Origin of the sequence: Variovorax paradoxus (assembly GCF_030815975.1) — a bacterium.
In the GTDB taxonomy this organism is placed as follows: Bacteria; Pseudomonadota; Gammaproteobacteria; order Burkholderiales; family Burkholderiaceae_C; genus Variovorax; species Variovorax paradoxus_N.
In genome coordinates, this window is the sequence record NZ_JAUSXL010000002.1 from 405,581 (window position 1) to 425,778 (window position 20,198).

Here is a 20,198-nt window from a genome sequence, read left to right on the forward strand (position 1 = left end):
GCTTCAGAACGCATAGGCTTCGCGGCGGCGTGCTTCGCCGCGCTGCAGCCAACCGATCACGGCGGCGCGCACGCGCTCGCGCAGCACATCCCAGCGGCTCGGGTTGCTCACGATCTGCGCCTTGTAGAAGGACGGGCACAGCACCGCGGCATGCGAGACCTCGCCGCAGACCCCGCAGCCCACGCAGCTTTCGAGCACGGTCGCGACCGGGTCGGTGCGCAGCGGATCGGGGTTGGGCTTGATCGACAGCGACGGGCAGCCCGACAGGCGAATGCACGAGTGGTCGCCGGTGCAGGTGTCGGAATCGACGCCGAATTTCTCGCGCACCATGCGCTTGCCATCGGCAATGGCCTTGCGCACCAGCGGCTTCTCGCGGCGCTGCTTGTTGAGCATGCACTCCGATTGCGCGATCAGGACCTTGGGGCCCTTCTTCGTCGTGGTGAGCGCGTCCTTGAGAGCGTCGCGCATGCCGGCGACGTCGTAGGTGCGGCGCAACGTCTTCACCCATTCCACGCCCACACCGCGCACGGCGCGCTCGATCTCGTGGCCGGTGCTGCGCGTCTTGTTGACGGCGTTCGACGAGAGGATGTCCTGCCCGCCCGTGGCCGAGGTGTAGTTGTTGTCGACCACGATGGTGAGGTTGTCGCTCTTGTTGAAGACCGCGTTCGCCACTCCGCTGGTCAGGCCGTTGTGCCAGAAGCCGCCGTCGCCCATCATCGAGATCGCGCGCTTGCCTGCCGGCGCATTGAGCGCCGAGGCGCCGGCGCCGCCAAGGCCGTAGCCCATGGTGGTGTTGCCGATATTGAAGGGCGGCAGGATCGAGAACAGGTGGCAGCCAATGTCTGCGCTGACGTGGTGTGCACCGAGCTCGCGTTCCACCAGCTTCATCGCGCTGAAGATCGGGCGCTCGGGGCAGCCGGTGCAGAAGCCCGGCGGGCGGGCGTGAACCACATCGCCAAGCGCCGTGGAAGGTTGCACCGGCTCGGGCGCGGCATCGACGCCGATGGCTGCCACTTCCTTGAGCGGAATCACCTTGCGCACAGCCACGGGCACCGGCAGCGGCGCGAGGCGTTCATAGCGTTCGCAGAAGGCGCGCGCACCCTTCAGAAGCTCGGATGAGGTGTACTCGCCGGCCACGGGCAGCATGTCCTTGCCGTGAAGTGCAGTGGCCGAGCCCGCGTGGCGCAGGATGGTCGCGAGGTTCTGCTCGACGAAGTTGGGCTGGCCCTCCTCCACGATCAGCACGGCGCGCTTGCCTTCGCAGAAGCGGATCACTTCGTTCTCGATGACAGGGTAGGCCACGTTCATCACGTAGAGCGGCACCTGCGTATTGCCGTACACGTCGGCCAGGCCGAGCCGCTCCAGCGCGCGCAGCAGCGTGTTGTAGCTGCCGCCCTGCACGATGATGCCGATGTCGTCAGCGTCTTCCGAGAAGAACTCGTTGAGCTTGCGCTCCTCGATGAAGCGCACGGCGGCGGGCCAGCGGTCCTTCACCTTCTCCTGCTCGTGCGCAAAGCTCGCGGGCGGCAGCACGATGCGGCCGACGTCGCGCCGCGGATTCTCGAGCGCGTCCTTCAGCGTGAACTTCGCGCGCTTGTTGTCGCCCGCGATGAAATGGCCATGCACATGGCAGGCGCGGATGCGCAGCTGCAGCATCACGGGCGTGTTGCTCGCCTCCGAAAGATCGAAGCCCTGCTTCACCGCATCGACGATGCTCGGCAGGTTGGGCCGCGGATCGAGCAGCCAGATCTGCGACTTCATCGCGAAGGCATGGCTGCGCTCCTGCATGATCGAGGAGCCCTCGCCGTAGTCCTCGCCCACGATGATGAGCGCGCCGCCGGTGACGCCGCCCGAGGCCAGGTTGGCCAGCGCGTCGGACGCCACGTTGGTGCCCACGGTCGCCTTGAAGGTCACGGCGCCGCGCAATGGATAGTTGACGGAAGCGGCCAGCGTAGCGGCGGCCGTGGCTTCGCTCGCGCTGTTCTCGAAGCGGATGCCCTGCTCGGCCAGGATGTCCTGCGCGTCGGCCAGCACATCCATCAGGTGCGAGATGGGTGCCCCTTGGTACCCGGCCACATAGGAAACTCCCGATTCGAGCAAGGCCTTGGTGACCGCCAGAATGCCTTCACCGCGAAATACATCTCCGCCGGAAAGCCGCAGCTTCTTGACTTCTTCGACGAACGAACGCTCAGCCATGTCGGTCCTTGTTCTCTCTCGTGGGACGATGCGTGCAAGCTGCCGCACCATGCCTTCTATAATGTTGACAAATGAATGTATCCACAATCATGAATTACCCTACACATGCAAACAGCGTGCCCGCGGCTGGTTCGAGGCGCTTGGCCGTGAGGTGCCTTCATGGCCGAGCCCTCTCCTGAAACGCATCGCTTCGTCGATGACTATCTGCCGGCTCTGCTGGCGCAGGCCAGCCAGCTGATCTCCTCGGAGTTCCACGAGGTGGCGCGGCAGCAAGGCTTCTCGGTGTCCGAGTGGCGCGTGATGGCCTCGCTCGCGGGCAGCGAGCCGATCAGCATCGGCCAGCTCGCGCAGGTGACGGTGACCAAGCAGCCGACCGTCACGCGCCTGCTCGACCGCATGGAAGCACGCGGACAGGTCGAGCGGCTGCCCCATGAGAGTGATCGCCGCATCACGCTGGTGCGCATCACGCGCAAGGGCTTGAAGGCGGTGGAGCACCTGATGGAACTCGCGCGCGACCATGAGCGGCGCGTGCTCGAACCCTTCGGCCTGCGGCGCGCCGAGGAACTGAAGCAGACCCTGCGCAAGATGATCGAGCTGCACGTGCATGTGCCGGTCGAGGAGCCGGAAGAAGACTGAAGCGCCCTGCCCCCTGAGTACGGGGCGCGGCTAAGGCACCAGCACCGCGCGGCCGCGATGGCCGCGCTGTGCGATCCATTCGAGCGCCATGGCGGCATCGGCGAGTGCAAAGCTCTGCACGTCCAGATGCAGGCGGCCATCAGCCAATCGCGCGAGCAGTTCGGGCGCTGCGGCCCGGCCGGCGGCTTCGCGCCTGAACATGTTGAGCGGCAGCAGCGCCACGTCGCGCTGCAGGAAGTGCGCAATGTCCAGCTGCAGCGTGGGGCCTGCGGTATAGCCGATGAGCACGGCACGCCCGCTGGGCCGCAGGGCCGGCAGGACCGCCGAAAGAACGCCGCCACCGACCGTATCGATCAGCAGGTCGGCACTCGCGGGCGACGGGGCTTCGGCGTCCGGATCGACTGCCTTCACGGTGCAGCCCAGTTCGCGCACCAGCTGCACGGCGAGCGAGCCCACGGCGCCGCTCGCACCTGTGACCAGCACCTGCTCGCCAGCCTGCAGCTTCGCGACTTCATGCAGCGCCACCCATGCCGACGTGGTGGGCGAGAAGAACGCCGCACCGAGCGTCATCGGCAGTGCGTCGGGCAGCAGGCCAAGCGCCTCATCGGGTGCATCGATCCGCTCGCACCAGGTGCCGTCGAACAGCGTGCCCAGGCCGCTGCCGCGCAGCCACACGCGCTGCCCAACGGCAAAGCGCTCGCTTGCAATGACAACGCCTGCGGCCTCCACGCCCGGCGTGTAAGGCAGCGGCGGATGGCGCAGGAAGCTGCCGCGCCACACGGTGCGGTCGATGTGGCCGACGGTGGCGGCGTGCATGCGAACGATGGTGCGGCCCGGCCTCTGCACCGGGTCGGGCATTTCTTCGAGCACCGGCACCGCGTCGAAGCCGTGGATGCGGATGGCTTTCATGAGGGCAGCGCCGAAAGAAAGTCGAGCACCGCCTGCGCGAAGGCCTCGGGCATCTGGTCGGGTAGCGGAACCATGCCGCCTTCGATATCGACGATGCGCGCCTGAGGCAGCTGATGCAGCAGCTCTGCCGCGTGCGGCGCGGCAAACGGATCGGCCGTGGCGCGGATGATCAGCGCGGGCTGTGTCACGCGGCCGATGCGATCTTCCATGCGATAGGAAGCAACGGCGCGATGCCCCTCCTCCACGCGATGGCCGACCTTCAATGCATCGCGCACGAAGGCTTCGAGCAGATCGGGCCGACCCGGCGGATAGAAGCCCTGGCGCTTTTGCCAGAGTGCGGCGAGGTGGCTTCCGTCCTCACTGGCTTCCACTTCGTCGATGAGCGGCCGCTGAGCTCGCGCGACGCGAAAGACTTCGTCGGTGTATGGCGTGGACGACAGCACCAGGCCTCGCACACGATCGGGAAACTCGGCCGCCAGTTCGATCGCCACGACGCCGCCCGTGTGATGGCCCACCACGTCGGCCCGCGCAATGCCCAGTGCATCGAGCAGTTCGCACGCCACACGCGCCCATTGCGCGATGCTCGCCGGCATGCCACCGTCCGATGAATCGCCGAAGCCCGCGGTGTCCATGGCAATGGCGCGATACCGTTCGCCGATCAGCGGCAGCACCTCGCGGTATTCGGCCCAGCTGCGCGGCGACTGGTGCAGCAGCAGCACGGGCGGCGCATCCGCATCGCCGCATGCCGCGTAGTGCACCTGGCCCACCGACAGGTCGGCAAAGGCGCGGCGGATCGTCACGACAGCGTCTCGCCGGCCGGCGCGCGCCACAGGCCCGCATGCTTCAGTTCGCCGAGCGTGCGCGACAGCACGTCGCGCCGGTAGGCAGCGATGTCGCGGCCCTCGTAGTCGTAGAAGCCGCTGCCGCTCTTGAGGCCGAGCCGCCCCTCCTCGACCATGCGATCGACGATGGCCGGCGCGGTGTAGCGCCCCCTGTCGATCGAGGCCGACATCTCGCGGCTCGCATGGTGCAGGATGTCGCAGCCGCCGAAGTCGATGAACTCGACCACGCCCAGCGCGGCAAAGCGCAGGCCGAGGCCGTAGCGCGTGGCCTTGTCGATCTCTTCGGCGGTGGCGGCGCCCTCCTCGATCATGCGGGCCGCCTCGTTCATCACCAGCGCCTGCAGCCGCGGCACGATGTAGCCTGGCGATGCGCCGCAGACCACGGGCAGCTTGCCGATGGCTTCCATCAGCGCCTTGGTGCGCACGAGCACGGCGGCGTCGGTGCCGGGATGGCAGCTCAGCTCCACCACCGGAATCACGTAGGCCGGATTGAGCCAGTGCATGTTCAGGAAGCGCTCGGGCAGGCGCACCAGCGCCGCGAGCTGCGTCACGAGGATGCTGCTGGTGGTGGAAGTGAGGATGGCGTCGTCGCGGCAATGGCGGTTGAGCTGCTCGAAGGCCTCGCGCTTGGCCTCCAGGGTTTCGGGCACGCCTTCGAACACCAGCTCAGCGGCGGCCAGTGCCCGCGGCGCGTCGGCGGCGCTCACGAAGTCCACGCGCGCGGCAATGGGTTGGATCTGCGCCGCATCGATCACGCCGAGCTGCGCCAGGCCCGCGAGGCTGGCTTCGATCTCGGCCTGCGCTTCACCTTGCAGCCGCTGCCAGGCCTCGTCGCTGCGCTGGCGCAGGTCGACCAGCGAGATGCGATGGCCCGCGTAGGCGAACGCGATGGCGATGCCGCGCCCCATGCGTCCCGCGCCGACGGCCGCGAAGCGGGGCGGCGACGCGCGCTCATTCGCCATCGTGCAGCCTCCGCTCGAGCTGCGCCGCGCTCAGGCCGGCGAAGCCCAGGCGCTCGAAAGTGCGCGAACCGTGGCGCAGGTCGCGGCCGAGAAAGCCGCCGACGATGGCCAGCAACCCGTGCGCGATGGGCGCGTCCACACCCGCATGGCGCGCCGCCGAGGCCAGGAAGGCGAGGCCGAGCTCGGTGTCCTCGGTGATGTAGCGGTGCGTGTGCAGGTCGATGTTCTCGCGCCAGTCGCCCGACTTGACGAGCTGCTTGTGCGCGTCGCCGTACATCCACTGGTCGTTGTTGTAGTGGTCGGCCAGCGGATAGTGCGGCGCGCCCTGACCGAAGGCCTCGCGCACGGCCATGCGCTCGCGGTCGAGCCGGTCGGTCACGTCGCGCACGGCGCGCTGCGTGCCTTCGTTGTGGATGTCCCAGCGCTCGAAGTGCTGCAGCGGGGCGGCGTTCATCACCATCAGCGGCGGGTGGATCACCGGGCCGGCGTTCATGAGCGCGCCCGAGAGCGCGTTGCCGCAGCCATGCACCGCCGGGTAGGCGCGGCGGATCACCTCGATGGCCTCGGCCTCCTTGCGCGCCGGGTAGACGCCGGTCGGCAGGCGGATGGCGCGGATCGTGACGTTCACCTCGCGCTCGCCGTGCTTGCGCGCAAGGTACGGCAGGGTGCCGGTTTCGGCCCATGCTACGTCGGCACGGCTGCCGGCTTGCTTCACTGCCTTCGCCATCACGTAGCTGCCGAAGGTGCCCGGCGGCAGGAAGACGACCTGGCCGTCGGCCAGGTGCGGTGCCATGGCCAGCGCGATGTCGTGCTGGGCGATGGCGGGCGTGGGAATGACGATGAGTTCGGCGCCTCGAAGCGCCGCGCCGATGTCGGCGGTGGGCCAGCGCCAGCGGCACCTCGCGCGCGCCGTCGGCATCCTTCAGCGTGATGGCGCCGGCTTGCACCACCGGTTCGAGCGCCGCCGCATCGCGGCGCCACAGGCGCACCTCATGGCCGGCTTCGGACAGGTCCGCGGCAGCCGCGTAGGCGCCGTGACCACCACCAAGAATCGCAATTTTCATGTTCGAAATTTGAAAGGCAGACGTCGATGAACCGGCAGCCGCGGTACGGACCGGGAAAGCAATGCCTCATTACATTACTTTTCATCGATTCATGTGTCAATCAAATTCTGTGCCTGTGTCCCCCGCGGAAACCCGCAATGAAAAAGCCCGCGCTTCTTGCGAAGCGCGGGCTTTTTTGGAGCGAAGCGGCCAGCCGGCCGCTGCAAGATGGATCAGCGCGTGGGCTTGAACGCACGCTTTTGTGCGTCGCGCGGCACGAACACCTTGCCCGGGCCGCCATGGCCTGCGCCATTGCCGCGCGGTGCGAAACCTTCGCGCGGAGCGAAGCCTTCACGGGGCGCGAAGCCGCCGTCGCCACGGCCACCGCCGTGGCCGCCGCGCGGGGCGCTGTCGCCCCAGCCCGGCTTGCGGCCAAAACCGGCGCCGCCGCCATTGCCGCCATCGTCACGGCCGCCGCCGAAGCCGGCGTTGTTGCCGCCCTGGAAGCCACGCGGGCCTTGGCCCTGGCTCGGAGCCGGACCGCGTGCATTGCGGTCGTTGAAGCCGCTGGCACCGGCATAGCCGCCACCGTTGCTGTTGCCGCCGCGGTAGCCACCGCCGCCGCCTGCACCGCCATTGCCGAACTTGCGGTCGCGCGACTGGTTGTCGCCACGGCCGCCGCGGTACTCGCCCATCGGCGGACGCGATTGCGGCATGCGCTGCTGCGGCTCGAGGCCGGCAACCACTTCGGCCTTGAACTGCTGGCGGCTGTATTGCTCGATGTCCATGATCTTGCGGCGATCGCGGAACTCGGCAAAAGTGATGGCCAGGCCGTCGCGGCCTGCACGGCCGGTGCGGCCGATGCGGTGGGTGTAGTCCTCGGCCTTCATCGGCAGGCCGAAGTTGAAGACGTGGGTGATGGTCGGCACGTCGATGCCGCGGGCGGCAACGTCGGTGGCCACCAGGATCTGCACCTGGCCCTGGCGCAGCGCCATCAGGCGGCGGTTGCGCAGGCCCTGGCTCAGGGCGCCGTGCAGCGCCACGGCGCTGAAGCCTTCTTGCTGCAGGTCGGCGGCGAGGCCGTCGCACTCGACCTGCGTGCTGGCGAACACGATCGCCTGGTTGATGCTGGTGTCGCGCAGCCAGTGGTCGAGCAGCTTGCGCTTGTGCTGGCTGTTGTCGGCCCAGTACAGCGACTGCTTGATGTTGGCGTGCTTCTCTTGCGGGCTGTCGATGGTGATGCGCTGCGGCTCGCGCATGACGCGCTGGGCCAGCTGCTGGATGCGCGGCGCGAAGGTGGCGCTGAACATCATCGTCTGCTGGCGCTCGATGGTGAGCTGGTTGACTTCGGCCAGGTCGTCGGAGAAGCCGAGGTCGAGCATGCGGTCGGCCTCGTCGACTACCAGGAACTTGACCTGGTCGAGCTTGAGTTGCTGCGAGCGCTGCAGGTCGAGCAGACGGCCGGGCGTGGCAACCACGAGGTCGGCGTTCTGCAGCTTGGCGATCTGCAGCTGGTAGGGCATGCCGCCCACCACGTTGGCAACGCGCAGGCCGCGGCAGTGGCGAACCAGCTCGATGGCGTCGTGCGCCACCTGCTGCGCGAGTTCGCGCGTCGGGCACAGGATCAGGGCGCCGGGCGTGGCGGCCTTGAAATGGCGCGCGTTGGTCGGGTCCTTGCGCTTGGGCTTCTTCGGCACGGTTTCGCCCCGGGCGGCGGCTTCGGCGGCCAGGCGCTGGAATTCGGCCTTGGCGGCCTCTTCGGCTTCGGCCTGGCGCTTCAGGAGCGTGTGCAGCACGGGCAGCAGGAAGGCGGCGGTCTTGCCGGAGCCGGTCTGGCTCGAGACCATCAGGTCGACGAAGCGGGCCTTGCCGTCCTGGCCGACTTCACCGCCCATGGCGAGCGGAATCACCTTGTCTTGCACGGTGGTGGGCTGGGTGAAGCCCAGGTCGGCCACGGCGGCGATCAGTTCGGGTGCGAGGCCGAGCTTGATGAAGCCGTTGGGCAGGCGGGCTTCTTCGGCCACGGCCGCTTCGGCGGGGGCTGCGGCGTCGAGCGCCTCGAGGATCGGCGCTTCGGACATGGTGTCCGCGGCGGCGATGAATTCGTTGTTGTTGGTGGATTGCACAGGCGCGAACTCGCCCTGCGCTTCAAAAGCGTCGGTCATGTGAATATCAATCTCAAACGCGAGCGCTGCCGTAGGCGGCGCCCCGTTGGTGGTTAAAAACATCAACCATCCAACGACGTTCAACTTCTGGCTTACGCCGGAGGCTGCGGCCCTTTTTTGATCAGCGGATGCGATCGGGCGCGGTGTGCAAGATAGGGAGATGCAAGAGACGCTGACCGGAAAATCCTCCAGATCAGCGAAGCCTGCGATTATGGCATGACTCGGGGTTTTTACCTAATCCGTCAATCGCAGAAAGGTTTCCCGGTAGTGCGCGAGCTCCTCGATGGATTCGTGCACGTCGGCCAGCGCGGTGTGCGCCTGCTGCTTCTTGAAGGCGCTGTAGGCAGCGGGCTTCCAGCGCTTGGCCAGTTCCTTCAGGGTGCTGACGTCGAGGTTGCGGTAGTGAAAATAGGCCTCGAGCTTGGGCATGAACTTCACCAGGAAACGCCGGTCCTGCCCGATGGTGTTGCCGCACATCGGCGAACCGCTCTTGGGAATGTAGCGCGCCACGAATTCCAGCAACTGCTGCTCGGCCGCCGCTTCGTCCAGCGTGGAGGCCTTCACCTTGTCGATCAGGCCGCTGCGCCCGTGGGTGCCCTTGTTCCAGGCGTCCATGGCGTCGAGCACCTCGTCGCTCTGGTGGATGACCAGCACGGGGCCGTCGATTCGGGGGGTCAGGTCGGGGCCGGTGACGACCACGGCGATCTCGAGCAGGCGCTCTTTTTCGGGATCGAGGCCGCTCATTTCGCAGTCGAGCCAGACCAGGTTCTGGTCGCTTTTCTTGAGGACAGGCAGGGTTGCGACGGTCGTGGGGTCAAGGGATTCGGGCATTGCTGGATTGTCGTCGAAGGTCTGCGCCGGCCGGACCCGAGGGCTAAACTCGCCGGTCATGTCCTATTCGCTCATCTTCACCACTGCCTTCGCCGTTGCACTGGTCGCGGGCCTGCTCGTGAAGTTCTGGCTCGCCTCGCGGCAGGTGCGCCACGTGGCGCGGCATCGCGGCACGGTGCCGGCGGCTTTCGAACACACCATCAGCCTCGCTGCCCACCAGAAGGCGGCCGACTACACCATTGCCAAGGTGCGCTTCGGCCTCGTCGAAATGGCCTGGAGCACCGCGCTGCTGCTGGGCTGGACGCTGCTGGGCGGGCTCGATGCGCTCAACCGGCTGCTGCTGGGCTGGCTCGGCGGCGGCATGGTGCAGCAACTGGCGCTGCTGGCGGCCTTCGCGGCCATCGGCGGCCTGCTCGAACTGCCCTTCACGCTCTGGCAGATCTTCAGGCTCGAGGCGCGTTTCGGCTTCAACAAGATGAGCTTTCGCCTCTGGCTGGCCGACACGCTCAAGTCCACGGCGCTCGGTGCGGCAATCGGCCTGCCGATCGTGGCGCTGATCCTGTGGCTCATGGGCGCGGCCGGCGCCACATGGTGGCTCTGGGCCTGGGCCGTGTGGATGGGGTTCAACCTGCTGGGGATGCTGGTGTATCCCACCTTCATCGCGCCGCTGTTCAACAAGTTCAAGCCGCTCGACGACCCCACGCTCAAGGAACGCGTCACGGCGCTGATGAAGCGCTGCGGCTTTGCCGCCAAGGGCCTGTTCGTGATGGACGGCAGCACCCGCAGCGCCCATGCCAATGCCTACTTCACGGGCTTTGGTGCCAGCAAGCGCGTGGTGTTCTACGACACGCTGCTGCGCCAGCTCGACGCGGCCGAAGTCGAGGCCGTGCTCGCGCACGAGCTCGGCCACTTCAAGCACCGCCACATCGTGAAGCGGCTGGCAGCGATGTTCGCGCTGAGCCTGGCGGGCTTTGCATTGCTGGGCTGGGTGTCGACCCAGGCCTGGTTCTACACGGGGCTCGGCGTGCAGCCCAACATGGCGGCAACGGCGCCGAACGATGCGCTCGCGCTGCTGCTCTTCATGCTCGCGGTGCCGGTGTTCGGCTTCTTCGTCGCGCCGCTGCCGGCACGCCTGTCCCGCAAGCACGAGTTCGAGGCCGATGCCTACGCGGTGGCGCAAACCAGCGGCGCCGATCTGTCGGCCGCCTTGCTCAAGCTCTACCAGGACAACGCGTCGACGCTCACGCCCGACCCGGTGTTCGTCAAGTTCTACTACTCCCACCCTCCGGCCTCCGAGCGCCTTGCGCGCATGACGGCGGCTTGAAAAGAAATTTCCCGGAAGACCAGACCATGAGCAGCATGTTCAAGCCCAAAGACTGGAAGAACATTTCCCGCCACGCACTGAGCGCCACCGAGATCGTGTCCGGCCTCGCCAAGCTCGACGGCTGGAAGCTCGATGGCGACGGCGCCAGCGTCGCCATCGAGAAGACCTTCAGCTTCGCCAACTACTTCGAGACCATCGCGTTCGTGAATGCGCTGGCGTTCATCGCCCATACGCAAGACCATCATCCGGACCTGTCGGTGCACTACAACCGCTGCGTGGTGCGCTTCAACACGCACGACGTGGGCGGGCTCTCGATCACCGACTTCGAATGCGCACGCCAGGCCAATGCGCTGGTGGCCAGCCCGGCGCCGTGATGAGGAAACCCACCGTTGGCTAAGCCGGCCCGCACTCCCGCCAAGGGGGCCGGCACCTCCGCGCGCGTTCTTCACGACGGCCTGGTCATCGCGAGCCATGGCCGCCATTGCCTGGTCGAAACGCCCGCGGGCGAGCGCCTGATCTGCCATCCGCGCGGCAAGAAGAGCCAGTCCGTGGTTGGCGACCGCGTGCGCTGGCAGGCCAGCGAAGACGAAGGCACCATCGAAGAGGTGGTGCCGCGGCGCAATCTCTTCTACCGGCAGGACGAGATCCGCACCAAGTCGTTCGCGGCCAATCTCGACCATGTGCTGATCCTGATCGCGGCCGAGCCGGAGTTCTCGGAGCATCAGCTGGCGCGCGCGCTCATTGCCGCCGAAGCCGAACGCATCACGCCGATCATCGCGCTCAACAAGAGCGACCTGGTCGGGCCCTTCGAGCGCGCATGGAACAAGCTCGCGCCCTATCGCCGCATGCACCATGGCGTGCTGCCGCTCTCGCTCAAGGCATCGGGCGAGGCCGACCACGCCTCATTGATGAAACTGCTCGCAGGCAAGAGCACGCTGGTGCTGGGCCCCTCGGGGGCCGGCAAGAGCACGCTGATCAACCTGCTGGTGCCCGGTGCCGCCGCGCTGACCGGCGAAATTTCGCAGGCGCTGAATTCGGGCAAGCACACCACCACCAGCACCACCTGGTACTGGGTCGACGAAGCACGCACCACCAGCCTGATCGATTCGCCGGGCTTCCAGGAATTCGGCCTGAACCACATCGCGCCGATGCAGCTCGCGAGCCTGATGCCCGACATTGCCGAGCATGCGAACGACTGCAAGTTCTACAACTGCACCCATCTGCACGAGCCGGGCTGCGGCGTGATCGCGAATGTGGATGCGCCGGCCAAGCCCGGGCCGATCAGCGCCACGCGCTACAGAATCTACGGCGAACTCTTCGCCGAACTGAGCCAGTCGCGTTACTGATCGAGGATCGATTCGAGCGCCTGCACCAGCGCTCCGCACTGCTCCCGCGTGCCGATGCTGATGCGAAGGTACTGCGCAATGCGCGGCTGCCTGAAGTGCCGCACCAGCACCGCGCGCTCGCGCAGCCCTGACGCCAGTTCGGCCGCGTCGCGCTCTGGATGGCGCACGAACACGAAGTTGGCCTGCGAGGGCAGCACGTCGAAGCCCAGGTCTTCGAGCTGCAGGCTGAGCCCCTCGCGGGTATCGACGACCTTGTCGCGCGTGGTGTTGAACCAGCCCTCGTCTTCGAGCGCCGCCACCGCGCCCGCCGTGGCAAGCCGGTCGAGCGGATAGGAATTGAAACTGTCCTTGACCCGCACCAGGGCCTCGATCAGATGCGCCTGGCCGCAGGCAAAGCCGACCCGCAAGCCCGCGAGCGAACGCGATTTGGACAAGGTCTGCACCACCAGCAGGTTCGGATATTTGCCGATGAGCGGCAGCGCGCTCTCGCCGCCGAAATCGACATACGCCTCGTCGACCAGCACCACGCGCGCAGGGCACGCCGCGAGCAATTGCTCGATGCGCGCGAGCGGCAGCCCGATGCCCGTGGGCGCGTTCGGGTTGGCGATCACCAGGCCCGCGCAGCCGCTGCTGCGGGCGCGGACTGCCATGGCATCGACATCGATGCGCAGGCCTTCGTCGACCGGCAGCAGTTCGCAGTCGATACCGTAGAGCTGCGCGTAGACGCGGTAGAAGCTGTAGCTCACGTCGGGCATCAGCAAGGGTTCTGCCTGCTGGAAGAACGCGAAGAAGGCGTGCGCCAGCACCTCGTCCGAGCCATTGCCCGCAAAGACCTGGTCCGCCTGCAGGCCGTGCCGCCGCGCCACCGCTTCGCGCAATGCGAGCGAGGTGGGGTCCGGGTAGCGCTCCAGTCCGCTCGCTGCCGCCTGCTGGATCGCGTCGATGGCGAGTGGCGATGGCGGGTACGGGTTCTCGTTGGTGTTGAGCTTGACGAGGTTTTCGATGCGCGGCTGCTCGCCGGGCACATAGGGTTCGAGCGCGCCGATGCGCGGACTCCAGAAGGCCGGTGCCGGGATGGTCATGATTTTTTGGGGGGCCGCTCAACCGAGCAGGCGCGCCAGCGTGAGCAAGGCCAGCAGCACCATCCACATCACCACCGAGCGCCACACCAGGCCCACCACGCTGCGCAGATGGCCGGGTTCGGGTTCGCGGCCCGGCGTGCTGCCGCTGTCGGGCCGGTGGCCATCGGCCATCGAATCGCCGGCCTGCGCGCGCGGCAGCGGATCGGTGACGGGAATCGGGCTCAGCGCGCCGCCGCCCAGGCGCACGTTGACAGCGCCCGAGGTCGCCGCGAGGATCACGCCGTCGTTCTCGCTCGGAAAGCGCCGCGCGTCGTTGCGCCAGCAGTCGATCGCCTCTTCGAAGCTGCCGACGACGGCGAAACCGAGTGCGGTGATGCGCGCGGGCAGCCAGTCGATCGCGTGCCAGGCGCTCTCCGCAGCCCGCTGCACCGAGACGCTCGAAGGCTGCACCGCCGCGCCATTCTTGTGCTTCCAGTAGCGCGAGACGAACTCGCTCATGCGATAGAACACGGCGCCGGCCGGCCCCAGGCCCAGGGCGGCCAGCACCGAGAACCAGGCCAGCACGCCGAACACATGGCGGTGCGCCGCAATCACCGAATGTTCGATCACGTGGCGAACGATTTCGCTGCGCGGCAGCTCGGCCGCATCGACGCCCTGCCAGTGCGCCAGCAGCGAGCGCGCGAGCGGCTCGTCGCCTTCGTCGAGCGCATCGCGGATGTCCGTGAAGTGGTGGCTGAACTGCCGGAAACCGAGCGTGACGTAGAGCACCGCAATGCTCCAGAGCACCGCGAAGGGCAGTCCCAGCGTGAACACCAGCAGCAGGTGAATGCCCAGCGTCATCAGCGTGGGCATGAGCACCGCAAGGCCCCATGCGACCCATCCGTGGTGCGGCTTGCCGGCGTCGAAATTGCGGCTGGTCCAGCGCGTCCAGGCCAGCACGCCGCCGTACACCGGGTTGTGAGGGGCGAGCGGCCGCACCTGCTCGATCAGCAACGCACACAGGATGGCAAAGAAGCTCATCCTTCGATGATAGCGAGAGCGCCTGCACAGGCGCGGCGCGGGCCGGGCTCAGGCGCTGAGGAAGCGATAGAGATTGCGCAGCATGCCCGCGGTGGCGCCCCAGACGAAGCGCTCTTCGGTGCCGTCCTGGTAGGGCATCGAATACCACTCGCGCCGCGTGCCGTCGGGCGCGGGCACGGTATGGCGGCGGTGATTGGCCGGGTCCATGAGCCAGGCCAGCGGCACCTCGAAGGCCAGCGCCACTTCGTAGGGATTGATGGTGAGTTCGAACTCCGGCTTCACCAGCGCAACCACCGGCGTCACGATGAACGAGGTGACCGTGGTGTAGGTCGGAAGGCTTCCGAGCACTTCGATGAACCGGGCCGACAGGCCCACTTCTTCCCAGGCCTCGCGCAGCGCAGCCGCTGCGATGTTCGCGTCCTCGGGGTCGACGCGCCCGCCCGGAAACGCCACCTGGCCCGAATGGTTGGACAGGTGCGCCGTGCGCTCGGTCAGCAGCACGGTGGCGCCTTGCGGACGCTGCACGATGGGCACCAGCACGGCCGCCTGCGCCGGGGCGCGATCGGTCAGGCGCGGTTCGCGCCGCAACTCGGGCGTCCACTCGGGCGGCGCGGCAAAGCGGCTGCGCAAGGCCTCGGTGGTCAACTGTGCGAGTGCAACGGCAGGCAGGCCGTCAGGGCCGCCGACCACGGGCGCCTCGCGCGGGTCGATCGGCAGCAGCGTGGGGGGCACCACGGCATTGACGGGTTCGACGGGAGCGAATTGCATGGGGGCGGCGGAGTGGGTCAAGTGAGAGAGTTTCAGTGAAGGAGTAGAGCGTAAAAAAGCCGCGCTGTCTCCGTGCTGCCTTTCTGCAAGAAGCGTGCACGGCGCACAACGCAAAAAGCCGCCAGAGCGGCGGCTTTTTGCATGGCAGGAGGCAAGCTTACTTGGCAGCCTGCGACTTGCCCGGCAGCTTTTCCTTGATGCGTGCCGAACGGCCGCTGCGCTCGCGCAGGTAGTACAGCTTGGCGCGGCGGACATCGCCACGGCGCTTGACTTCGATGCCGGCGATCAGCGGGCTGTAGGTCTGGAACGTACGCTCCACGCCTTCGCCGCTGGAGATCTTGCGCACCGTGAAGCCGCTGTTGAGGCCGCGATTGCGCTTGGCGATCACGACGCCTTCGTAGGCCTGCACGCGCTTGCGGGTGCCTTCGACGACGCTCACGCTGACGATGACCGTGTCACCGGGCATGAAATCGGGGATCTTCTTGCCGAGGCGGGCGATTTCTTCCTGCTCGAGGGTTTCGATGAGGTTCATGATTTCCTGATATTCGATCGTGCTCGCGCTACACAAAAGGCGCCTTCGGTTTGGGCGCGGCCGGGCAGAGGATCGGGGAACCCAAGATTATAGCTTTTTTTTCAGCACCGCCTCATCGGCCTTGCCCAGGCGGCCGGCGGCACGCGCGGCGGCTATCAGGTCGGGCCGGCGGGCGGCGGTGATGGCCAGCCGCTGGTCGCGGCGCCAGCGCTCGATCTGCACATGATGGCCCGACAGCAGCGGCGCCGGCACGCCCTGCCCGTTCCATTGCTCCGGCCGGGTGTAGTGCGGGCAGTCGAGCAGGCCGTCGAGCGAAGGATTGAAGCTGTCCTGCACATGGCTGGCCTCGTCGCCCAGCACGCCGGGCTGCAGCCGGGCCACGGCATCGAGCAGCGCCATGGCCGCGATCTCGCCGCCCGAGAGAACGAAGTCGCCCAGGCTGATCTGGTGCGTCACGCGCGTGTCGATGAAGCGCTGGTCGATGCCCTCGTAGCGGCCGCAGACCAGCACCGCGCCTTGGCTGGCAGACCAGCGCTCGACCGCTTCATGGCGCAATGCCTCGCCGATGGGCGAAAACAGCACGACCGGCGCCGGTGAGCCGCGCGCGGCCAGCGCCGCATCGAGGCAGGCCGAAAGCGGCTCGGCCATCATCACCATGCCGGGGCCGCCGCCGAAGGGCCGGTCATCCACGCGCTTGTAGTTACCCTGCGCGAAGTCGCGCGGGTTCCAGAGCACGACCTCGACCTGCTTCGACTCGTAGGCGCGGCGCGTCACGCCGCTGGCCATGAAAGGCGCGAACAGTTCGGGAAACAGCGTGAGGACGTCGAAGCGCATGCGCGCGAGACCTGGGGTCAGTATTCAGGCTGCCAGTCGACCGTGATGAGCCGGCCGGCCAGGTCGACCTTGTCGACGAAGACCGAGACGAAGGGCACCATGCGCTCGACGGTCTTGCCGTCTTCCTCGGCCGTGAGCACCAACGTGGTCTGCGGGCCGGTGGCGAGCAGTTCGCGCACCGTGCCGAGCGCCACGCCTTCGCGGTTGATGACCGCGAGGCCGATCAGGTCGACCCAGTAGTACTCGTCGTCGCCGGCCGTCGGAAAGCTCGAACGCGGCACGAACACGCGCGCGCCACGAAGCGCCTCGGCCGCATTGCGGTCAGGCACATCTTCGGACGAAGCGACGATGCAGTCGGAATGTTCTTTGGCTTCGCGGATCGCGAGCCGGAAGGCTGCGGTTGCCGAGGCTCCGGGAGCCTGCAGGAACCAGCGCTTGGAAGAAAAAAGCGCCTCGGGTTTGGCGCTGTGGGGCAGGACCTTGAACCAGCCCTTGATGCCCCATGCATCGGCGATGCGTCCTACCTCGATCGCATCCGCCGGCAATTCGGCGGCTTCGAGTGCGGGCAACATCGCCGTGCCGGGCAGCTTAGGCAGCTGCAGCGGGGGCTGCGGCTGCAGCTTGCTTGATCAGGCGCAGGACCGTGGGCGAAGCTTGTGCGCCGACGCTCTTCCAGTAGGCCAGGCGGTCCTGGGCAATACGGATGCTTTCTTCGTTTTCCTTGGCGGTCGGGTTGTAGAAACCCAGGCGCTCGATGAAACGGCCATCGCGGCGAACGCGCTTGTCCGACACGACGATGTTGAAGAACGGACGGCCTTTGGAGCCGCCGCGGGAAAGTCGAATGACGACCATGATTTATCCTTGGGTGGTGCAGCAAGCCCGTATGTTGAACAAGATGTTCAACAAGGAAGCCCGCTCACAGTGTTCTTTCAACGTCGAGACACGCGACATGGCCACCCGGCCAGCGACACGCTGAAAAGCCTGCGATTATAGCCCGACCCGCGTTTTCTCCGAATTCCAGCGCTTTGCGCGCACCGTTTGCCACCTGCATGACCCTCACCATCCGCCCCGGCCGCGACGAAGACATCGCGGCCATCACGGCCATCTATGCCCACCACGTGCTGAACGGCACCGGCACTTTCGAGACCGAGCCTCCCTCTGCTGCCGACATGGCCGCGCGGCGCGCCGACGTGCTCGCCAAGAACCTGCCGTACCTGGTTGCCGAAGAAAACGGCGAACTGTTGGGTTTTGCCTACTGCAACTGGTTCAAGCCGCGCCCGGCCTACCGCTTTTCGGCCGAAGACTCGATCTACATGTCCGAAGCCGCACGCGGCAAGGGCCTTGGTGCCCAACTGCTGGCAGCCCTCTCGCAGGCCGCCGAGGCGGCGGGCGTGCGCAAGCTGATCGCCGTCATCGGCGATTCGGCCAATGCCGGCTCGGTCGGCGTGCATCGCAGCCAGGGCTTCACGCACGTGGGTGTGCTGAAAGACTGCGGCTGGAAGTTCGGCCAATGGCGCGACGTCATCCTGATGGAAAAAGTGCTCGGCGAAGGCAGCACCACCCAACCCGAATGAAAAACAAGACCATTGCCGCCTGGCTCTCCTTCCTGGGCGGCCCGCTGGGCCTGCACCGCTTCTACCTGCGCGGCATGGGCGACTGGCTCGGCTGGCTGCTGCCCATTCCGACGGCGCTGGGCCTCTACGGCATCGAGCGCGCGCGCATGTACGGCCTGGACGACGGCTGGAGCTGGGTGCTGATTCCGATGCTGGGCTTCACCATCGCGGGATGCGCGCTGATGGCCATCGTCTACGGCCTCATGACGCCCGAGAAGTGGAACGCCCGCTTCAACGCCGGCGCGCCTTCGGACGCCGAACCGGGCCGCACCAACTGGGCCACGATCGGCGCCGTGGTGCTGGCACTCCTGTTCGGCACCACGGTGCTGATGTCCAGCATCGTGTTCAGCTTCCAGCGCTACTTCGAACACCAGGTCGAGGAAGGCCGGAAGATCTCGCAGTAGCTGCGGCGGCCGCGCCTCAGAAAATCTGCAGGCTGAGCCAGTACGCAATGGCGGCCACGAAGGCCGAGGCGGGAATCGTGAAGATCCAGGCCCAGACGATGTTGCCCGCCACGCCCCAGCGCACGGCGCTCGCGCGCTGCGCGGAGCCCACGCCGACGATCGCGCCGGTGATGGTGTGGGTGGTCGACACGGGGATGCCCAGCGCGGTGGCCAGGAACAGCGTGAGCGCGCCGCCGGTCTCTGCGCAGAAGCCGCCCACGGGCTTGAGCTTGGTGATCTTCTGGCCCATGGTCTTCACGATGCGCCAGCCGCCGAACATGGTGCCCAGCGCAATCGCGGTGTAGCAGCTCACGATGGTCCAGGTCGGTGGGCTCGCATCCGTGGCCGAGGCGTAGCCGGTGGCGATCAGCAGCATCCAGATGATGCCGATGGTCTTCTGCGCGTCATTGCCGCCGTGGCCCAGGCTGTAGGCCCCGGCGGACACCAGCTGCAGCCGCCGGAACCAGCGGTCGATGCGCGAAGGCGTGGCGCGCCGGAAACCCCAGGCCACCAGCACCATCATCATCGAGCCCAGCAGAAAACCGAGGAACGGCGAAACGAAGATGAACGCCACCGTCTTCCAGATGCCCGAGGCCACCAGCCCGCTGGTGCCGGTCTTGGAAATCACCGCGCCCACGATGCCGCCGATCAGCGCATGCGACGAGCTGCTTGGAATGCCGTAGTACCAGGTGACGAGATTCCAGCTGATGGCGCCCACCAGCGCGCCGAAGACCACATGCACATCGACCACACCGGGCTGGGCAATGCCCTTGCCGACCGTGGCCGCCACGCTCAGGTGGAAGATGAAGATCGCGATCAGGTTGAAGAAGGCCGCGAACAGCACGGCGTGCCCCGGCTTGAGCACGCCGGTGGACACCACGGTGGCGATCGAGTTCGCCGCGTCGTGGAAGCCGTTCATGAAGTCGAACAGGATCGCCAGCGCGACCAGAATCATCACCACCCACAGGGCGACCTGAACCGTTGCCATCGATGGTTACCGCTCAGGAATTCTCGAGGACGATGCCCTCGATGACGTTGGCCACGTCCTCGCACTTGTCGGTGATGGTCTCGAGCAATTCGTAGATTGCCTTGAGCTTGATCACTTCGCGCACATCGGGCTCCTCGCGGAACAGCTTGCTCATGGCGCTGCGCATCACGCGGTCGGCGTCCGACTCGAGGCGGTCGATTTCCTCGCAGGTCTTGAGCGTGGCCTCGGCCACCGCCGGATCGGCGATCTTGCCGAGGTACTTGACGGCGTCCTTCAGGCGGTCGCAGCACTTCACGCTGAGCGCGGTGAGGCGCACGATCTCGTCGGTCATGTGGCGCACGTCGTACAGCGCCATGGTCTCGGCCGAGTCCTGGATCAGGTCGGCCACGTCGTCCATCGTGTTGATGAGCTTGTGGATCTGCTCGCGGTCGATCGGCGTGATGAAGGTCTTGTGGATCAGCCGGTTGACGTCGTGCGTGACGCGGTCAGCCGCACGCTCGGCATTGTCGACATCGCGGTTGTACTGCTCGCGCAGATGCACGTCGTTGTAGTTGGCCACGAGTTGCTCGAACGCCCGCGCCGCTTCGACGATGCGCTCGGCGTGCTGGTTGAACATCTCGAAAAAATTCCCCTCGCGGGGCAGCAGCTTGCCGAACATGGCGCT

General features: G+C 66.9%; 21 protein-coding genes and 1 pseudogene. 6 read left to right on the top strand and 16 right to left on the bottom strand.

Annotated elements, in window-relative coordinates:
• Positions 1–3 precede the first annotated feature (3 nt).
• The gene (locus tag QFZ47_RS05680) at positions 4–2,196 is read right to left on the bottom strand and encodes a thiamine pyrophosphate-dependent enzyme (protein ID WP_307654719.1); all 2,193 of its coding nucleotides are present in this window, start codon (positions 2,194–2,196) and stop codon (positions 4–6) included.
• A 159-nt stretch (positions 2,197–2,355) separates the two neighbouring features.
• On the opposite strand from QFZ47_RS05680, the gene QFZ47_RS05685 reads away from it, so the two are divergent.
• Positions 2,356–2,832, top strand: a complete 477-nt coding sequence (locus QFZ47_RS05685; RefSeq protein ID WP_307654720.1) for a MarR family winged helix-turn-helix transcriptional regulator — start codon at positions 2,356–2,358, stop codon at positions 2,830–2,832.
• A 30-nt stretch (positions 2,833–2,862) separates the two neighbouring features.
• Here the strand turns inward: QFZ47_RS05685 and QFZ47_RS05690 are convergent, their stop codons facing one another.
• From QFZ47_RS05690 to orn, 6 genes and pseudogenes are all read right to left on the bottom strand, one after another.
• A complete protein-coding gene (locus QFZ47_RS05690) occupies positions 2,863–3,741 on the bottom strand; it encodes a quinone oxidoreductase family protein (RefSeq protein ID WP_307654721.1) in 879 nt (292 codons plus the stop codon).
• Positions 3,738–4,541, bottom strand: coding sequence for an alpha/beta fold hydrolase (locus QFZ47_RS05695; RefSeq protein WP_307654722.1), 804 nt, complete (start codon positions 4,539–4,541; stop codon positions 3,738–3,740). The genes QFZ47_RS05690 and QFZ47_RS05695 overlap by 4 nt, the downstream gene beginning before the upstream one ends.
• Entirely contained in the window at positions 4,538–5,545 is a 1,008-nt protein-coding gene (locus tag QFZ47_RS05700) for a 3-hydroxybutyryl-CoA dehydrogenase (RefSeq protein WP_307654723.1), read from the bottom strand. Before QFZ47_RS05700 ends, QFZ47_RS05695 begins: the two co-directional genes overlap by 4 nt.
• Positions 5,535–6,609, bottom strand: a pseudogene (locus tag QFZ47_RS05705) (NAD/NADP octopine/nopaline dehydrogenase family protein). Before QFZ47_RS05705 ends, QFZ47_RS05700 begins: the two are co-directional and overlap by 11 nt.
• 212 nt (positions 6,610–6,821) lie before the next feature.
• Positions 6,822–8,753: a DEAD/DEAH box helicase gene (locus QFZ47_RS05710; protein ID WP_307654724.1), complete on the bottom strand. Its 1,932-nt coding sequence runs from the start codon at positions 8,751–8,753 to the stop codon at positions 6,822–6,824.
• 234 nt (positions 8,754–8,987) lie between these two features.
• Entirely contained in the window at positions 8,988–9,584 is a 597-nt protein-coding gene (gene orn / locus QFZ47_RS05715) for an oligoribonuclease (RefSeq protein WP_307654725.1), read from the bottom strand.
• 58 nt (positions 9,585–9,642) lie between these two features.
• On the opposite strand from orn, the gene QFZ47_RS05720 reads away from it, so the two are divergent.
• The 3 genes from QFZ47_RS05720 to rsgA are packed head-to-tail and all read left to right on the top strand — an operon-like array spanning position 9,643 to position 12,254.
• Positions 9,643–10,908 (top strand): M48 family metallopeptidase, encoded by a 1,266-nt coding sequence (locus tag QFZ47_RS05720; RefSeq protein ID WP_307654726.1) that lies wholly within the window; start codon positions 9,643–9,645, stop codon positions 10,906–10,908.
• 26 nt (positions 10,909–10,934) lie between these two features.
• Positions 10,935–11,282: a 4a-hydroxytetrahydrobiopterin dehydratase gene (locus QFZ47_RS05725; RefSeq protein ID WP_307654727.1), complete on the top strand. Its 348-nt coding sequence runs from the start codon at positions 10,935–10,937 to the stop codon at positions 11,280–11,282.
• A 15-nt stretch (positions 11,283–11,297) separates the two neighbouring features.
• Positions 11,298–12,254 carry a ribosome small subunit-dependent GTPase A gene (gene rsgA / locus QFZ47_RS05730; protein WP_307654728.1) on the top strand — a complete coding sequence of 319 codons (957 nt, stop codon included), beginning with the start codon at positions 11,298–11,300 and terminating at the stop codon, positions 12,252–12,254.
• Here rsgA and hisC read toward each other — a convergent pair.
• From hisC to rpsP, 7 genes are all read right to left on the bottom strand, one after another.
• Positions 12,248–13,336 carry a histidinol-phosphate transaminase gene (hisC, locus tag QFZ47_RS05735; protein ID WP_307654729.1) on the bottom strand — a complete coding sequence of 363 codons (1,089 nt, stop codon included), beginning with the start codon at positions 13,334–13,336 and terminating at the stop codon, positions 12,248–12,250. The two genes, rsgA and hisC, sit on opposite strands and share 7 nt — an antisense overlap.
• An 18-nt stretch (positions 13,337–13,354) precedes the next feature.
• A complete protein-coding gene (locus QFZ47_RS05740) occupies positions 13,355–14,356 on the bottom strand; it encodes a CobD/CbiB family protein (protein ID WP_307654730.1) in 1,002 nt (333 codons plus the stop codon).
• 48 nt (positions 14,357–14,404) lie between these two features.
• Positions 14,405–15,124 (bottom strand): CoA pyrophosphatase, encoded by a 720-nt coding sequence (locus tag QFZ47_RS05745; RefSeq protein ID WP_307654731.1) that lies wholly within the window; start codon positions 15,122–15,124, stop codon positions 14,405–14,407.
• A 157-nt stretch (positions 15,125–15,281) separates the two neighbouring features.
• Positions 15,282–15,656, bottom strand: a complete 375-nt coding sequence (gene rplS, locus QFZ47_RS05750) for a 50S ribosomal protein L19 (RefSeq protein WP_307654732.1) — start codon at positions 15,654–15,656, stop codon at positions 15,282–15,284.
• Between the two features lie 87 nt (positions 15,657–15,743).
• Entirely contained in the window at positions 15,744–16,490 is a 747-nt protein-coding gene (gene trmD / locus QFZ47_RS05755; protein WP_307654733.1) for a tRNA (guanosine(37)-N1)-methyltransferase TrmD, read from the bottom strand.
• Between the two features lie 17 nt (positions 16,491–16,507).
• Positions 16,508–17,062, bottom strand: a complete 555-nt coding sequence (gene rimM / locus QFZ47_RS05760) for a ribosome maturation factor RimM (protein WP_307654734.1) — start codon at positions 17,060–17,062, stop codon at positions 16,508–16,510.
• A gap of 16 nt (positions 17,063–17,078) precedes the next feature.
• Positions 17,079–17,342, bottom strand: a complete 264-nt coding sequence (gene rpsP / locus QFZ47_RS05765) for a 30S ribosomal protein S16 (protein ID WP_070062321.1) — start codon at positions 17,340–17,342, stop codon at positions 17,079–17,081.
• 197 nt (positions 17,343–17,539) lie between these two features.
• Between rpsP and QFZ47_RS05770 the strand changes: the two genes are divergently transcribed.
• Both QFZ47_RS05770 and QFZ47_RS05775 read left to right on the top strand, forming a co-directional pair.
• Positions 17,540–18,064, top strand: a complete 525-nt coding sequence (locus QFZ47_RS05770; RefSeq protein WP_307654735.1) for a GNAT family N-acetyltransferase — start codon at positions 17,540–17,542, stop codon at positions 18,062–18,064.
• Positions 18,061–18,507 (top strand): NINE protein, encoded by a 447-nt coding sequence (locus QFZ47_RS05775; RefSeq protein ID WP_307654736.1) that lies wholly within the window; start codon positions 18,061–18,063, stop codon positions 18,505–18,507. The genes QFZ47_RS05770 and QFZ47_RS05775 overlap by 4 nt, the downstream gene beginning before the upstream one ends.
• 16 nt (positions 18,508–18,523) lie before the next feature.
• On the opposite strand, the gene QFZ47_RS05780 is transcribed toward QFZ47_RS05775, so the two are convergent.
• Together QFZ47_RS05780 and QFZ47_RS05785 are read right to left on the bottom strand one after the other, a co-directional pair.
• Positions 18,524–19,534 carry an inorganic phosphate transporter gene (locus QFZ47_RS05780; protein ID WP_307654737.1) on the bottom strand — a complete coding sequence of 337 codons (1,011 nt, stop codon included), beginning with the start codon at positions 19,532–19,534 and terminating at the stop codon, positions 18,524–18,526.
• Positions 19,535–19,547: 13 nt separating this feature from the next.
• Positions 19,548–20,192, bottom strand: a complete 645-nt coding sequence (locus QFZ47_RS05785) for a DUF47 domain-containing protein (protein ID WP_307654738.1) — start codon at positions 20,190–20,192, stop codon at positions 19,548–19,550.
• Between the last annotated feature and the right edge of the window lie 6 nt (positions 20,193–20,198).

Coding starts and splice junctions, on each gene's coding strand:
- QFZ47_RS05680 (WP_307654719.1), bottom strand. CDS start 2,196: ATGGCTGAGCGTTCGTTCGTCGAAGAAGTCAAGAAGCTGCGGCTTTCC.
- QFZ47_RS05685 (WP_307654720.1), top strand. CDS start 2,356: ATGGCCGAGCCCTCTCCTGAAACGCATCGCTTCGTCGATGACTATCTG.
- QFZ47_RS05690 (WP_307654721.1), bottom strand. CDS start 3,741: ATGAAAGCCATCCGCATCCACGGCTTCGACGCGGTGCCGGTGCTCGAA.
- QFZ47_RS05700 (WP_307654723.1), bottom strand. CDS start 5,545: ATGGCGAATGAGCGCGCGTCGCCGCCCCGCTTCGCGGCCGTCGGCGCG.
- QFZ47_RS05710 (WP_307654724.1), bottom strand. CDS start 8,753: ATGACCGACGCTTTTGAAGCGCAGGGCGAGTTCGCGCCTGTGCAATCC.
- orn (WP_307654725.1), bottom strand. CDS start 9,584: ATGCCCGAATCCCTTGACCCCACGACCGTCGCAACCCTGCCTGTCCTC.
- QFZ47_RS05720 (WP_307654726.1), top strand. CDS start 9,643: ATGTCCTATTCGCTCATCTTCACCACTGCCTTCGCCGTTGCACTGGTC.
- QFZ47_RS05725 (WP_307654727.1), top strand. CDS start 10,935: ATGAGCAGCATGTTCAAGCCCAAAGACTGGAAGAACATTTCCCGCCAC.
- hisC (WP_307654729.1), bottom strand. CDS start 13,336: ATGACCATCCCGGCACCGGCCTTCTGGAGTCCGCGCATCGGCGCGCTC.
- QFZ47_RS05740 (WP_307654730.1), bottom strand. CDS start 14,356: ATGAGCTTCTTTGCCATCCTGTGTGCGTTGCTGATCGAGCAGGTGCGG.
- QFZ47_RS05745 (WP_307654731.1), bottom strand. CDS start 15,124: ATGCAATTCGCTCCCGTCGAACCCGTCAATGCCGTGGTGCCCCCCACG.
- rplS (WP_307654732.1), bottom strand. CDS start 15,656: ATGAACCTCATCGAAACCCTCGAGCAGGAAGAAATCGCCCGCCTCGGC.
- trmD (WP_307654733.1), bottom strand. CDS start 16,490: ATGCGCTTCGACGTCCTCACGCTGTTTCCCGAACTGTTCGCGCCTTTC.
- rimM (WP_307654734.1), bottom strand. CDS start 17,062: ATGTTGCCCGCACTCGAAGCCGCCGAATTGCCGGCGGATGCGATCGAG.
- rpsP (WP_070062321.1), bottom strand. CDS start 17,342: ATGGTCGTCATTCGACTTTCCCGCGGCGGCTCCAAAGGCCGTCCGTTC.
- QFZ47_RS05770 (WP_307654735.1), top strand. CDS start 17,540: ATGACCCTCACCATCCGCCCCGGCCGCGACGAAGACATCGCGGCCATC.
- QFZ47_RS05775 (WP_307654736.1), top strand. CDS start 18,061: ATGAAAAACAAGACCATTGCCGCCTGGCTCTCCTTCCTGGGCGGCCCG.
- QFZ47_RS05780 (WP_307654737.1), bottom strand. CDS start 19,534: ATGGCAACGGTTCAGGTCGCCCTGTGGGTGGTGATGATTCTGGTCGCG.
- QFZ47_RS05785 (WP_307654738.1), bottom strand. CDS start 20,192: ATGTTCGGCAAGCTGCTGCCCCGCGAGGGGAATTTTTTCGAGATGTTC.